This window comes from Pseudarthrobacter sp. NKDBFgelt, assembly GCF_046097905.1.
Taxonomy (GTDB): Bacteria; Actinomycetota; Actinomycetes; order Actinomycetales; family Micrococcaceae; genus Arthrobacter; species Arthrobacter polychromogenes.
Genome location: NZ_JBJURL010000001.1, coordinates 81,411 through 96,198 on the forward strand (window position 1 = coordinate 81,411; position 14,788 = coordinate 96,198).

The 14,788-nt window shown below is 61.1% G+C and carries 11 protein-coding genes; 9 read left to right on the top strand and 2 right to left on the bottom strand.

What is annotated here, in order from left to right:
- Window positions 1-74: 74 nt before the first annotated feature.
- Entirely contained in the window at window positions 75-1,196 is a 1,122-nt protein-coding gene (locus ACKAE7_RS00370) for a helix-turn-helix domain-containing protein (protein ID WP_408978191.1), read from the bottom strand.
- Window positions 1,189-1,890, bottom strand: a complete 702-nt coding sequence (locus ACKAE7_RS00375; protein WP_408978192.1) for a hypothetical protein — start codon at window positions 1,888-1,890, stop codon at window positions 1,189-1,191. The genes ACKAE7_RS00370 and ACKAE7_RS00375 overlap by 8 nt, the downstream gene beginning before the upstream one ends.
- A 368-nt stretch (window positions 1,891-2,258) precedes the next feature.
- Here ACKAE7_RS00375 and ACKAE7_RS00380 point away from each other — a divergent pair, with 368 nt between their 5' ends.
- The 9 genes from ACKAE7_RS00380 to ACKAE7_RS00420 all read left to right on the top strand — a co-directional run bounded on the left by ACKAE7_RS00380 (window position 2,259) and on the right by ACKAE7_RS00420 (window position 14,736).
- On the top strand, window positions 2,259-2,945 hold the full coding sequence (locus tag ACKAE7_RS00380; RefSeq protein ID WP_408978193.1) for a hypothetical protein: 687 nt from the start codon (window positions 2,259-2,261) through the stop codon (window positions 2,943-2,945).
- Window positions 2,946-3,699: 754 nt separating this feature from the next.
- A complete protein-coding gene (locus ACKAE7_RS00385) occupies window positions 3,700-5,517 on the top strand; it encodes a glycoside hydrolase family 15 protein (RefSeq protein ID WP_408978194.1) in 1,818 nt (605 codons plus the stop codon).
- 849 nt (window positions 5,518-6,366) lie between these two features.
- On the top strand, window positions 6,367-6,984 hold the full coding sequence (locus tag ACKAE7_RS00390) for a TetR/AcrR family transcriptional regulator (RefSeq protein WP_408978195.1): 618 nt from the start codon (window positions 6,367-6,369) through the stop codon (window positions 6,982-6,984).
- Between the two features lie 577 nt (window positions 6,985-7,561).
- Window positions 7,562-8,725 carry a hypothetical protein gene (locus tag ACKAE7_RS00395; RefSeq protein ID WP_408978196.1) on the top strand — a complete coding sequence of 388 codons (1,164 nt, stop codon included), beginning with the start codon at window positions 7,562-7,564 and terminating at the stop codon, window positions 8,723-8,725.
- Complete coding sequence (locus tag ACKAE7_RS00400) at window positions 8,722-9,969, top strand: glutamine synthetase family protein (RefSeq protein ID WP_408978197.1); 1,248 nt, start codon at window positions 8,722-8,724, stop codon at window positions 9,967-9,969. The genes ACKAE7_RS00395 and ACKAE7_RS00400 overlap by 4 nt, the downstream gene beginning before the upstream one ends.
- Window positions 9,966-11,063, top strand: coding sequence for a Zn-dependent alcohol dehydrogenase (locus ACKAE7_RS00405; RefSeq protein WP_408978198.1), 1,098 nt, complete (start codon window positions 9,966-9,968; stop codon window positions 11,061-11,063). Before ACKAE7_RS00400 ends, ACKAE7_RS00405 begins: the two co-directional genes overlap by 4 nt.
- Complete coding sequence (locus ACKAE7_RS00410; RefSeq protein ID WP_408978199.1) at window positions 11,060-11,788, top strand: gamma-glutamyl-gamma-aminobutyrate hydrolase family protein; 729 nt, start codon at window positions 11,060-11,062, stop codon at window positions 11,786-11,788. Before ACKAE7_RS00405 ends, ACKAE7_RS00410 begins: the two co-directional genes overlap by 4 nt.
- A gap of 10 nt (window positions 11,789-11,798) precedes the next feature.
- Complete coding sequence (locus ACKAE7_RS00415; protein ID WP_408978200.1) at window positions 11,799-13,256, top strand: amidase; 1,458 nt, start codon at window positions 11,799-11,801, stop codon at window positions 13,254-13,256.
- The gene (locus tag ACKAE7_RS00420; RefSeq protein ID WP_408978201.1) at window positions 13,249-14,736 is read left to right on the top strand and encodes an aldehyde dehydrogenase family protein; all 1,488 of its coding nucleotides are present in this window, start codon (window positions 13,249-13,251) and stop codon (window positions 14,734-14,736) included. The genes ACKAE7_RS00415 and ACKAE7_RS00420 overlap by 8 nt, the downstream gene beginning before the upstream one ends.
- Window positions 14,737-14,788 lie beyond the last annotated feature (52 nt).

Consider the following 14,788-nt stretch of genomic DNA (forward strand, 5'->3'; position numbering starts at 1 on the left):
GAACGAAAACTAACGTGGTGGGGCTTGCCACCGTACTTGGCGAAAGTGACAAGGTACGGCCGGGGACTCGTCGATCACGCGCCGCCGATGAGGCGCAGCACTGGACGCCGATCCGCCTCTCCGAGTAGGTCGCGCACATGACGTGGACTGATTTTCAGGGCTTCGGCCAAAGCAGTCATGCCAGCACCGTGGTCCGCGGCCAGATCGGCGGCCTTCTTCAAGAGCGTCGGCATCTCACCCGGATACGCGGTGGTCGGATCGGCGGCAACGTCATCGACCATGGTCAGGCGCTGGTACGCCCGCCGCGCTGACGACTCCGTGGTGCGGCCGCGCTCGACCATTCGACGGACGAGCGAATGGGGGGAGACACCCCAGGTCCTGCCGAGCCGGTCCAGGGCTGCCAAGTCGAGCCTCCGCGGAAGCGCCACGTCCATAGAGGCCGCAGGGGTCAGGAACGCAGCGGCGAATTCGTCTGCCTCCTTCTCGACGGCCACGCTGTGCTCGCCCGAGTCCGAATGCAGCAGCAGGTGCCCGATCTCGTGAGCGATCGAGAACCGGTGTCTGAAGACGTTTTCGCTCCGACGCGGCGTGGTGACGACAATGGGGCGGTCCACGATCACGACCGAGAAGGCGTCGACTGCGTCGATCTCGCCGAGCGGACGCACGGCGACAACTATGCCGTGGGACTCCGCGGTCGTAACCAAGTGCTTGACCGGGCCGTCGGGAAGTCCCCAATGCATCCTCAGGAGCGCGGCGGCATCCGACGGGGTCGTGCCCTCAGGCACGACGGGCAGATCCACCTCGGGGAGCCTGATGTACCGCTCGAGCGCGAACGTCAGCTCCCACACCAGAGTTGCATTGGCCAGCGCCCTCTGCCGGTCGCTCACGCGCGCCGACCTCAAGCTGCGGAAATGGGCGTTCACGGTGTCGATGCGCGCAAGCGGACGGCCGACGTCGAAGAAGCCAGGACGCACATCGAGCGACCTCGCCAAGCGGTCCAGCACGTCGACCCGGGGCGAGTTGACGCCAGCCTCGTACTGACCGATCGCGGCGGCGGACACCCCGACCTCGAAGGCCAGGTCGGTCTTGCTCACGCCAACGCGAACGCGAGCCTGGGTGAGCCGGGCGGGCTCGAAGCGGCCGTGCGTCTGCCCAGCTCCGGGCAGGTCGAACAGGCCAGGGGCGTCATCACGCATTCGGCTGCGTCCCCTCCTGCTCCTGAGGCTCGATCGTGGGTCCGGTCGGAGTGCCGCTGTCGAACGACTCGACATCGATCGCGGCGTCGTCGACGTTGAACTCCGGCTCCCAGATACTCTCCTGCCCGTGCAGCTTGACCTCTCCCGTCTGCTCGTCGAGCTCGGCCACGGCCCATTCGATCGACTGCAGCTGCCGCGGCGATGACTGGACCATGACGAGCACCAGCGGCATAACGTCCCCGGCCGCCCGCACCACGCGCTCGAGCTCGGCCTCTTCCGGCGAGCCAACAGTCGGCCCCGACCCGGGCTCGCCCGTGAATCCCGGCTCGAAGAGCATCGGATCGAGCGGCTGCGCACTGAAGCCGTTCAACCGCGTCGGGCTCGACGCGAACGACGAGACCGAGTCCACGGAATCAGGGACGCGCCAGACGTACACTAGGCAGTCATTAACGACGGGGAGCTTATAGCCGGCCGGGGCCAGCTTGTGCGTCCTGTATCCGCGGTCCCTTAGCGCTTCCTGGACATCGTCCAAGAGGTCGCGCCACTGACTGCCGAATCCCATCGTGTACCGCGAACCCGAGACCTGATGCGCCTCGGCGAAGCGGTCGTGCCGGGAGCGCACGGTTTCGACCACAAGGGGACGGACATCGCGAACGTGGGAGCCGAGAACGTCGGCCGGTGAGACTGGAACCATGATGGACCTCCTGAATTCGCGTCCGGAGCCGCGAATTCAGCCAAGGACACACTTCAGTATGCCACATGATTCACGCACTGGCGCTTCAATCGCGCGCATCAGCGTTTCGTGATTCGTAATCGCCTACCGGCTGCTCCGAACGAGAGTCAAAGCTGAATGCCACGCGAGATGCTGGGATATCTTCAGCGTGATTGAAACTCCGGAAGAAACCGCTACCGGCACGGCAACCCCGCGCCGGACCTCTTGGGCATTTGGGATGCAGCTGAAGTTGAATCCTGGTACCTAGACGAACTTTTCGAATGAAGAATTCGTTAGCCGAAAGGCAGCAATAGTCAGGGGCCGCGGCTGTTGATGCTTAGGCTCTTGGTATGAGGGTTGCAAAAACCGACACCATAGCCGGGCTGCCGGCCGAGTTGGCCCGCGCGATTGTCCGCAAATTCCGAGGCCGCGAGATGGTCGCCGAGGTCGTAGCGAACCTGATCGAAGACACCGGATTCGAACATGAGGCCGTCCTTGCCGGACTGGAGGCTGCCGGCTACATGGAGAAGGTCCGCGTCGACAACGACGGCGACGCCTGGTGGGACACGACCGTCAAGGGCAATGCCTTGGCGATGGCAAGCTTCGGGAAGCCGATCAGTAGAAAGACCGCAGAACGGCTCGTTTCCGGGTTGCTGGAACGTGCATACACCTACAATGCAGCCCCGGACAAGCCCCTGTTCGTCAACACACTCAGGGTTTTCGGGAGCTACCTCAGCCCGGACATTGACACCTTGGGTGACGTCGACATCGAGCTCACGTATGGCAGGCGGATCATCGACCGGAAGACGTTGTCGGACTACACCAGGGCCAGCGGGCGATCGTTCAACACGTACATGGACCAGCTTCTGTGGCCGCAGACCGAGCTCGTGCTGCACCTGAAGAAACGCTCAGCGTTCATTAACATCACGCTTGAGGACATCACCAGGATTACTGATAGCTTCGACACCCTCTACAGCATCTATTCAGACCCGCAGGCCGTCCCGGCGCCGGCTGACAGAGCCCTCATCGGCCGGTGAGGGAGGCCCTTCTGCGGGCACTCCCCTGCCCATTTACAACGCCGATAATGGATATTCGGTCAAGTAGCTATCGGCTAATGCCAGGAAGCCGGAGCCATGTGCGGGTTCCCCGCACGCCGTGCCCGTTAAAGGTTCTCTGAGGTCGCCTCGCCCTAGAGCAGCGTTAGACAGGGTGGCGGGGGAGCGCGGGCAACTTGCGGGCGCCGGTCTGGCGTCAGAATAGCGCGAAATTCCGCATTGTTGACGGTGGCTCATGATGTTCTCAGATCCCACCCTGACAGTTTGGGGGGCAGGAAACCGAGCTGCGGTAGCCCGAGAACTATCAAAATAGTCCGAAGAATCGGATCCTGATGGAAGTCGCTTAGCGAAGGGCGGGCGATGCACCTACTGCGGTTCGTCGGGCGTCTAAGAACCAGACCGGAGCTCCACCGACGGGCAAGTCTTCCCACGTCAGGCGCCGCGACGTCAGGTTGGGGTGTGCCCCAACCCGACGAATACGGAACGAACAAGAACTCGCTTTACGTCTCGCTTCACCTCAGCTTCAAAAAGGGCCGCCCAGCCTACCGGCGGCAGGGCGCATCCCAAAATCTGTATGAGCTGCACGTTATGCGTTGGTTTCCAGCAGTGCACCCGGCTACAGGAGTCATCACGGGTTCAACCAGATTCTGGTGAGGAATCGATGGACCGTGCGCTTCCGCACCGTCCTTGGATTTGCATTGCGGCGGGAAGGACCTAACTGTGGAAAAGTGTGGGCATGGCTGCACTCATCGAAGATTATGCGTTGCTGTCGGATCTCCAAACGGGCCCGCTCATATCCCGGAATGGCAGCGTGGACTGGCTCTCTTTCCCCCGCTTCGACTCGCCCTCGGTGTTCAGCCGAATCTTGGGCACCAAGGACCACGGACACTGGTTGTTGGCTCCCAGCGAATCAGGAGCTGACGTTGTCCATCGAGGCTATGTCGACTCGACATTCGTGCTCCAAACGACATGGAAGACCAGCGGTGGAAAGGTCCTCGTCACCGACTTCATGCCGCTGGGGGATAGCGGTTCGTCCCTTATCCGCCGGGTTACCGGGTTGGTAGGCAGCGTGGAAATGCATCAGGAACTTAGGATCCGTCCGGGATATTCGACGGCCTTGCCTTGGGTGAGCCGTGTCCGCGACAGCCCGCCATCGGCGGGGCCTGTTCTGTTGGCCATGGCCGGTCCGGATGCCCTCGCGCTGCGGGGACCGCATCTTCCGCACGCACATGCACACGGACACGAGGGAGAGTTTCTCATTTCGCAGGGTGAGACGGTGGATTTCGAGCTAGCGTGGTTCCCCTCGCACCGCCCCTTGCCAGAAGCAACTAACATTGATTTCGCGCTTGAAGACGCTACTGAGTATTGGAGCCGTTGGGGAAGCCACTGCCGGCAGGACGGTGCTTATGGGAGTGCGGTAAAGCGTTCACTGTTGGTACTGCGAGCCCTGACGCATCTTGAAACAGGCGGCATTGTCGCAGCTCCCACGACGTCCCTCCCTGAGGATTTCGGTGGGCAACGGAACTGGGACTACCGGTACTGCTGGTTGCGCGATGCCGCCTTGACGCTCGAGTCGATGCTGACGCACGGCTATGAAACAGAGGCACTGCAGTGGCGCAACTGGCTCCTTCGGGCCCTGGCCGGCGATCCGGAGCAAATGCAGATCATGTACGGGGTAGGGGGAGAACGGGAACTCCCCGAACGCGAGCTCAACCACCTCCCCGGTTACGCGGGCTCCAAACCGGTGCGTATTGGAAACGCGGCAGTCTCGCAGTTCCAGGCAGATGTTGTCGGCGAGGTGATGGTGGCCTTGGAAAGACTGCGGATAGCCGGCGGTAAAGAAGACCACTTCTCCTGGGCCCTTCAGCGGGCACTCCTGGGATTCGTCGAAAAACACTTCGATGACAAGGACTTCGGCCTGTGGGAGATGCGCGGCGATGCACAGTACTTCACCCACTCCCGGGTGATGATGTGGGCTGCTTTTAACAGCGGAATCCGGGCCGTACAGATCCACGGACTACCCGGAGATGCCAAGAAATGGGAGCACCTCCGCGACCGGCTGCGTGAAGAGATCATGCGCGAGGGATTCGACCGGACCATTGGCTCCTTCACCCAGGTCTATGGCGGAAGGCAAACCGATGCGGCACTGCTGGTCATGCCACAGGTCGGCTTTCTCCCCTACAACGACAAGCACGTACTCGGTACAGTTGCCCGGCTAGAACAGGAACTCCTTACCGACGACGGACTTCTGCTGCGATACCGAACGGAGAGCGGCGTAGATGGCCTGGAGCCTGGCGAACACCCGTTCCTCGCATGCTCATTCTGGCTCGTTGAGCAGTATGCGCGGACGGGTCGACAAGTCGAGGCGGAGACCTTGATGGACAAACTTGTGGGGCTCGCCAACGAGCTCGGCCTGCTGAGCGAAGAGTATGCAACGGACGAAAGACGGATGGCCGGCAACTATCCCCAGGCATTCTCCCACCTGACCCTGGTGAGGGCAGCTGACGCTATGCATGGGGTCGACCGCCTCGCGTCCGAACCAGAATCGGAGTAGGAACAAAACTAGGTACAGCGGGCATTCGTGGAGGCCAGGGCCAGGCAAGGAGCCAGCCCTTGGATGCCTGCTTAGGCCGCCTAAAAGTGCTCGATGACTTGGCCGCAACGGCACGCTCAACCCCGCCGGGCCATACTGTCTGTCTGCTCCGCAACTACCAGCTAGGTTAACCAGACGATCAGGTCAGTCCAAAGGGGAGTACTTTACAAAGCGCCGGCTGGTCGGGTTCCGCGTAGCGCCCGAGGTAAGCAGGTGAAAAAGGAGGGCTGCTCAACCGGTGCAAATGGAACGACAAGCCATTGGCCTCCGTAGAACTCAACGTACGAGTCCGAAGGGCAACCGGCATAGGCCTCTTCTCGTGTCATGCTAATCATTTCCTTCTAACTCGCATGGAGTTGACCACATGACCAAGTCTACTCCCGAGTCGGCCAAGTGATCAAGACTTTTTGTTTTCATTCGCTTGGCTGCGGGCACAAACGACGAGCCAGTAGGGCTAAAGCGTGCCTTTGGCTTTCGGATCACTTGGTCAGGTGATTCAGTGCACACTTGGTAAGGTGATTCAGTGCTCGGCCACCTCACCCTCCAACCTTGGCTCGCCATCTGGCGCTGCAGGACATTCAGTCCAACCTCTGTAGATTTCCTCAGACCCGTCGGACACGTTTGGGCGCTCTCCGGTTCCGGGTTTGCTACTGAGTTGTTTGAATTGCAGCGGAGGCTGTCCGCGCTGGCCCCTTGGGCTGTTGATTGAGAGCGCTCCAGATCTGGGTGGCCAAGTGGCCAAGTAAACTTGGAAAATCAGGACATCCCCGGGAGCCGCGCGCCTGAGAAGATCGTCGGCGAGGAGACAGCATGCCGCAGGATCACCAGCCTGTCATTTACCGCCGCCGGCAATTTGTGGACGCCGCCATCACAGTGATTAGCCGGGAAGGCGTGGCCAGGGCGACAACCCGTCGAATCGCTGAAGTCGCCCAACTTCCCACGGCGAGCCTCCACTATTGCTTCGCGACGAAGGAAGATCTCTTCCACGCAGTCTATGAAGCGATCACTGCCGCCGGCTTTGCTGAAGTCGGTTCAGGAATACAGCAAGAAGTAGGGCTTCACCAGGGCATTGCGGATATAGCGCGGTCATTTGCTAAATGGTTTCAGAACAGTCGCGACATGCAGCTCGCCACCTACGAACTCACGATCTGGTCTTTACGGAGTTCGGATTCCCAACATTTGGCCAGGAGGGTTTACCGCCGCTATGTGGACGGTTGCACCCAACTCCTTCGTGAAGTCAGAACTCGGGAGGAACTGGATGTCGATATCGAGACACTTTCTCGGATGCTGGTTGGGATCTTGGACGGCCTGATGCTGCAGTGGCTTTCGTTCGCCAGCCCCGCGGAGGACATGCTGACGGAACCATTCGTGAAGATGTTGCAGAGCGCGCCCCCCAACACAAAATACGAACCTGGAATGGCTCGCTAGGCGTCCTCATGCCCTTCGGGAGCTTCGGGTTAAGGGTGATCCCGGATTTACGGCCGTTTCCGCTCGCCGCCGGGTACTGACATACGGCCCGGAAGCCGAACCGACCGCGGGACTTCGCCGTAACGGGCACCGCCTTCGTACCACGCTCGGTGGCCGGATCCCCGTAGCCAGCGAAGTCCCGGACATATGGCCCCCGGGCCAAGACGCTGGCAGAGCTCCATGCCCGGGGTTAGCGCGACGGCCTCTGGCGTTCAGGCGTGGCTAACACTGCAGTGCCGGGCTAGGGACGAGCCTTTCGGAATTGGTAAAGCTCGGCCTGCTTGATGCGGACGACGCCAAGTCAAAAGAAGGGCCTGTCGCGGCCGCTCTATTGACATGAGCTCGATCACAGTCCAATATCTAACCAGAAGACTTGTTCAAGTGGTCAAGTCAGTGGGTTAGGTCAAGCGTTCATCGCGATGTGTCTCCTCTGCGAACAGAGAAAGACCAATCGCGATTCTGTACCGGCAGAACCCTTTCGATGACGTGATGGTTCATTGGGACCGGTAGTCCGAGGCGTGGCCGGTAAAAAACTCTTATGGAGGTTCAATTGAGCAAGGCAAATACAGCGGACTGGGCAGGCCTGCAGGAAGCAGCCGCCGCAGGCGCGATTCACACGGTCCGCGTTTCATTTGCGGACAGGCTTGGCCGGTGGCGTGGCAAGCGCGTACCTGTGGGGCAGTTTCTGCGGACCGGTGGTGCACTGGGATTTGGCAATGGGCTGATTGTTTCGGACGTCCAGTGTGACGTGATTGAAGAGACCCCGTTCACCAACATGTCGACCGGGTATCCGGACATGCACTTGCACCCGGAGCCCTCTGATGTTTTCCCTGTTGGGTGGGCGGCTGGAGAGGTGTACTGCTTCGCCACCCCGACTGACACCGATGGAACACCCCTTGCGGTTGCCGCCGCCGCCGTCTTGGACAATGTTGTCTGCCGCTTGGCGGCCGAAGGGATTTCTCCCCTTGTCCAACTGGATGTCTCCTGCCGGTTCATGGCCGACCAGGCAACGCTGATTGACCCGTCAGGGGAGGAGGCGCGTGCCCTCGTAGCGGACGCTGCTGATGCATTGGCCGCCTCTGGCATCGGGGTTGAGGGTACGGGAATCGATGTCGAAGCTGGCACCGCCTACATCCGGTTGGCGTCGCTTCCCCCCGCAGAAGCTGCTCGCGCGGCAGTTGTAGCGGGTGGCGCTCTTCGAGAACTTGCCGCGAGAAAAGGCCGCACGGCAACCTTCATGACGAAGATACCTGCCTGCATTTCAGCCGCGGAGCTTGGTCTCACCATTTCCGGCATGGGCGTCATGGACGTAGACGCAAGCAAGGTCACCGGGCTGTTGGCGGCAGCCCGGCCGCTTTTCCAGCCTTCGGTTAATGCATTCAAGGCAGAGTCACCTTCTGCGGAAGCAAATCCGTCGGTAGGTGTACGCGTTCGTCAGGTCTCAGCTGAAGCCGATCCTTACATTTCGATCGCAACCGCTCTGGCAGCGATCGGTCAGTCACTCAAGACTGCACAGGAATCCCCTGCGGGGGCTTTCGAATTGGGCGCAGCCGCGGCAGCAATGTCGCAGACTCCCTGGCTCAAAGACTGGCTGGGCAACGTCTACGTGGATAACACCATCCCGCTTCTTCTGCACGAAGCCAGACAGTTCCAAAACACCGTAACCAACTGGGAAATCAACCGATACTGGAGCCTCGCATGACCACCTGGACTGACATTGTCTGGATCGACATCCTGGGCCGCGCCCAAACCATCCGACGCCGCGAATATGTGCCCGGGGACCCAATCTGGATCCCACGTTCCCTCGCAGCGGCAGGGCACGGTGCGCCATCCACCGGAGGTCCCCTTCTGCGTGTAGTTCCGGACGTCAAGACACTCAGGGACAACGTGCTCGAGCCGGGAGCCCAGCTGGTCATGGCAGACCTGCAGGAAGCAGATGGGAGTCCGAGCGAACTGTGCAGCCGGACGGCTCTGCGCAAGGTGCTCGACTCAGCCGTTGAGCAGGATCTGGACGTTCAGGCCGCTGTAGAACTCGAGTGCTACCTTCTGGATCCGGAGACTCTTCGGCCCGTGTATGAGGTGACGGATTGCTACGGCATGGCCCGCAGCGACCAGTTCGAAGCCATCCTCGCCCCTCTGCGTAACGATCTTCCGCTCATGGGAATCGCCATTGAAGCGTCCAACCTTGAATACTCAGGCGGACAAATTGAAGTTAATCTCCGATACGGCCCCGCTCTTCAGGCCGCTGACAACGGTGCTCTCCTGCGGCTGCTGACCCGGCGTACCGTACAACAGGCAGGGCTTGAAGTCACGTTCATGGCCAAACCTTGGACCGAGCATGCCGGAAGCGGGATGCACATTCACCAGAGCCTGTGGCGGTATGGACAGAACCTTTTCGCCAACGGGGCCGGGCTCAGCGATGTCGGCCATCACTACGTCGCTGGATTGCTGGGGTACATGTCTGAATTCACGCTCTTGGGCTCTCCGACAGTCAATGCCTATCACCGCCGATCAGACGGGTCGTTCGCGCCCACGGTCATTAGCTGGGGTAGTGACAACCGGACCCTGGCTGTCCGCTGTGTCGTCGGAAACAGCGACAGTGCAACACGGGTGGAACAACGGGACGCCGCGGCGGACTGCAATATTCATATTGCCCTTGCCGGCCAAATTGCCGCTGGCCTCGAGGGGATCCGCCGCCAGGGGACACCGCCCAAGCCGATCACCGGGAACGCCTACGCACAGAACCTGGAGCGCCTTCCCCGGACCTTCCTCGAAGCTTACGAGGCCCTGCAGCAAAGCAGCTACGCCCGAGAAGCCCTCGGGCAGGGTTTCGTCGAATCATATCTTGACGCCCTGTCTCCTGAAATCGAACTGCTGCTCGGATCATGCGCAGAATGGGAACGCTCCCGCTACCTCGGTGTCCTCGTACCGGAGTCATCTTCATGAAAGCCGCCGTTCTGAGCTCAGCTCCCGGCAAGCTCGACTTCGAGGACCTCATTCTGGATGAGCCCGGACCCCACGAAGTGCTCCTGCGGACCGCGGCCGTGGGACTGTGCCACAGCGATCTTCACTACATCGATGGCACTTGGTCTACAGGGCTCCCGGAAGTGCTGGGCCATGAAGCAGCCGGCGTTGTCGAAGTCGTGGGCGCTGAGGTGACTTCGGTGCGGCCCGGAGACCACGTCGTGTCTTGCCTCACCGCTTACTGCGGCAATTGCGCTTATTGCCTCACCGGTCGCCTTGCCCTGTGCGAAAACAACGGTGAGCTTCGCAAACGGGAGCGCCCGGCCTTGTCCAGAGCAGACGGTTCTTCTGTTGGCAGGATGGGCGGGCTCGGAGCATTCGCTGAGCACATGCTCGTGCATCAGAACGCTGTGGTAGCGATTGACCCCGCCATGCCTTTGGACGTTGCCAGTGTTCTCGGCTGCGCTGTCATCACAGGTCTTGGTGCGGTGTTCCACGGGGCAAAAGTCCGTCCCGGCGCTACAGTCGCCGTCGTTGGCTGCGGGGGCGTGGGCATCGCCGCCATCCAGGGCGCGCGACTGGCCGGCGCAGCAAAGGTCATTGCAGTGGACATTCAAAAAAGTGCGTTGGACAAGGCTCTGGCCGTTGGTGCTACCCATGCTGTTGACGCCTACAGCGGTGACCCGGTGGAAGCAGTCAGGACAATCAGCGGTGGCGGTGTCGACTATGCGTTTGAGGTGATTGGTTCACGCCACACGGCCGAGCAGGCCTTTTCTATGCTTGGTCGCGGCGGGACAGCAACCATCCTGGGGATGGTCCCTGACCACACGCCCATACAAATCAAAGGTTCGGACCTTTTCTTCGATGAGAAGAAGATCCAAGGATCGTTTATCGGCTCCAACCGCTTCCCAGTAGACATCCCCTACTTCGTGGACCTGTACCTGCAGGGCCGTCTACACCTGGACGACATGATTTCCCTGCGGTTGCCCTTCTCGAAAATCAACGACGGTTTCGACACCCTGCGCGGCGGCGGCGTCACAAGAATCGTCCTCGACATGTCATTGGAGCAGTCATGAAGCCCCTCATCGGAATCTCCGGCCGGCGCTTTGCTGCCGCACGCATCAAGGGCATGGAGGTGCGCTACCAGCCGCGCAGCGTTGACATGTACTTCTCCGACTTCGCCCGTTGTGTCGCGGCCGCCGGCGGCGTTCCTGTTGAGCTTCCCTACGAAGCAGCCGGAGAGGTCGCGCCTCACCTGGACGGCCTCATCCTATCGGGAGGTCAGGACGTATCCCGGCAGCATGGGGGAGCTGCCCAGGATGTCACGCATGACACCGAACCGGACCGGGACCTCGCTGAAATCACACTGGCACGGTCGGCCATCAGACACCGGGTGCCCATCCTCGCAATCTGCCGTGGCCTCCAAATCCTCAACGTCGCCCGCGGTGGAACACTCGTCCCCGACCTGCCCTACTCCCCGACAGATCATCAGCAGATCGGTCACGGGGTTGCAGAGGAAACGCACGAGGTAATTTTTACTGCAGGGTCGCTGGCCTCCCGCGTCTACGGAGACACAACCCGGGTCAACTCCCTCCATCACCAGGCTGCCGCACGCGTAGGCGACGGACTGATCGTCTCCGGCATCTCCCCGTCGGACGGCGTCGTGGAAACCCTTGAGATGCAGGACCACGGGATCCTCGCGGTCCAATGGCACCCCGAATGGCGGGAGGACGACCCCGCGTTCCATTGGCTCGTAGAAAATGCACGCCTGGCCGGACGGGTGAGCCGTGGAACTGCATGAGTACGCAGTCATGGACGCCACAGAACTGCGATTCCACATCAGCGGCGGGAACGTCAACGCGCAGCAGGTTCAGGCACTGGCGCGCGACGCCATTGAAAAAGTCAACCCCTTCATCAACGCAACAGTCGGGCCCGTACTGAGCGAAGTACCTTACTACCTTGCCGACGGCCCTTTCGGTGGGGTGCCCTTCGCGTTGAAGGACTTGGGCTCTCCAATGAAAGGCCTTCGATCCGAATGCGGGAGCCGGCTGGCGTCAGGTTGGACCGCCCCTCATGATTCACATTTGGCAGGCCGCTGGCGGGCAGCCGGTCTCGCAGTCCTGGCCCGGACCACTACTCCCGAGTTCGGCGCCAACGTCACAACTGAACCCCTGACGACAGGCGCCACCCGCAATCCCTGGGATCTCTCACGAACTCCCGGCGGGTCCAGCGGAGGCTCCGCAGCACTGGTAGCCGCGGGCGCCCTTCCAATGGCACACGCGAACGACGCCGCCGGATCGATACGTATTCCGGCCGCCCTGTGCGGGCTCGTTGGGCTAAAGCCGTCACGGGGCAGAGTACCCGTCGGACCCGATGTTGATGAGCCGATGAACGGGCTGACCAGTGAATTCGCCATAACAAGGACTGTGCGGGACACCGCAGCGCTTCTTGATGCTGTCCACGGAGGCGTCAGGGGAGACCGCTACCGGCTTGATCGGAGACCAATCCCTTTCGCGGACAGGATCAACCTTGATAACCCGATAGCCTTCCGCATTGGAATCGAAACCCCGGCCACCTTCGACACTACAACGGATCCCCTGTGCCTCGCGGAAGTCGAGCGTGTGGCACAAGAGCTGCAAAACCTCGGTCATGTTGTTGAACCAGTGGGACCGGCCCTGGGTTCGGAGGAGATACTCGACCTGAACCTGAGATTCTGGTGCGCCTCAATTTCTGAAACGGTGTTCGAGTTCGGAGACTTGCCACTGCATGAGTTGAAAGACCGGCTTGAACGCTCAACCATCGCACTCGCCCGGGAGGGCAGAGAACTTTCCTGGCGTCAGATCGCAGAGGCTCGTGCTTGGCAGAACCAGATGACACGAAGGACGGCCGCAGCCTACCGTGACTTCGACTTCATTCTGACACCTACGGTGTCCCGTCCCGCTTGGAAGCTGGGGGAACTCAACGCCAATGCCGAGGTGGACAGCGCCCGCAGCTGGCTCGCGCGGGTCCTTGCCTTCGCCCCTCACACGTCAACATCCAACATCACCGGGCGCCCGGCCATCAGCCTCCCGACCGGGATGGCAGGACGGCTCCCTCTCGGAGTCCAATTCTCGGCACACCAGGGAGAAGAAGGCGACCTCCTGCATCTCGCGGCGCAGATCGAGCAAGCCCTTCCGTGGGCAGACCGCCGCCCCGACGTTCACGCGTCCAAACCAGTTCAACTGGCCCCTATCACTCACCCGGCAACAAAGGAGCAGGTCCTTGCATAAGACACGCGAGCAATGGGAGAACATGGCCCAGTCCACCACGCTTCCTGCGGCACTGTGGTCCGGGGGAGCGTGGTCCGACAGTCTCACCGGCCAACGCGAAGACGTTATATCGCCCCGGGACGGAAGGGTAATAACCTCCCTGCCCGCAGCCAACGGCCAGGACATCAATGAGGCGGTCACTGCCGCGCGGGCCGTGTTTGACAAGGGAGTATGGTCCCGCGCTTCAGCGCGTCAGCGCGGCAACGTGCTCCTGCGGTGGGCGGACCTCATCCATCAACACCGCGATGAACTCGCACTGCTCATCTCCTTGGAGATGGGTAAACCCATTAACGACGCCCTTCAGGTAGAGCTGAAGACTACCGAAATGACGTTCCGCTGGTACGGCGAAGTTTCGGACAAACTGATGGACGAGTCCCCCAGGGGCCTGGATGGCGCCGTCGCCCTGGTAACCCGTGAGCCCATCGGCGTCGTGGGAGTCATCACCCCCTGGAACTTTCCGCTGACGTTGAGCAGCTGGAAGGTGGCGGCAGGCCTCGTTGCCGGCAACAGCCTCGTGGTCAAACCGGCCCAAGAAGCCTCCCTGTCCCTTTTACGTCTCGCTCAACTCGGATCCGAGGCAGGACTTCCTGACGGCGTCCTACACATCGTCACAGGCGCCGGTTCAATCGCTGGTACTGCGCTGGCACGGCACCAGGACGTCGACTGCCTGGCTTTCACCGGCTCACCAGGCGTGGGAAAAAAACTCCTGCAATATTCAGCTGAATCGAACGCCAAACCCGTCTGGCTGGAACTGGGCGGCAAGAGCCCTCACGTTGTCTTTGCCGACGCTCCCGACCTGGAAAAAGCAGCCGACGCGGCCGCGTGGGCCATCACGTTCAATGCAGGACAAATGTGCACCGCAGGCTCCAGACTAATCGTCCAACGTGACATCGCCGACGATTTCACCGCCTCCGTGGCCAAACGAGTCTACGGCCGAAGGATCGGGGACCCTTTGGACCCGGCAACTGAAATGGGACCACTGGTCAGCAGCACACACCGCGTAAACGTTCTGCAGCACATCGCCAACGCCGAAGACGACGGAGCCACCCGCGCTTCGGGTCTGAACGCAGCACCGAATGGGCAGGGCTACTTTGTTGATCCGGTCATCTTCACAGATGTGCAACCCGGAATGCGGCTGTTCCAGGAAGAAGTCTTCGGGCCGGTCCTTGCCGTCACGACCTTCGACACCGAAGACGAGGCACTTAGCCTGGCCAACAATTCAGCCTTCGGACTGGGATCAGCCGTGTGGACCTCTGACCTTTCCCGCGCTCACCGCTTTTCACGATCCCTGGTGGCCGGAACCGTATGGGTCAACTGCTACGAAGAAGGAGGCCTCTCCGTCCCCTTCGGCGGCAGAAAACTCTCAGGACACGGATCTGACCGCAGCGTACATGGCCTGGACAAGTACACGGTCCTCAAAACGACCTGGATCAACCTGTGAACAACACCAAAAGCAGCGGTTCCTTGCAGAGCCAACCCGTCTTATCCAACAT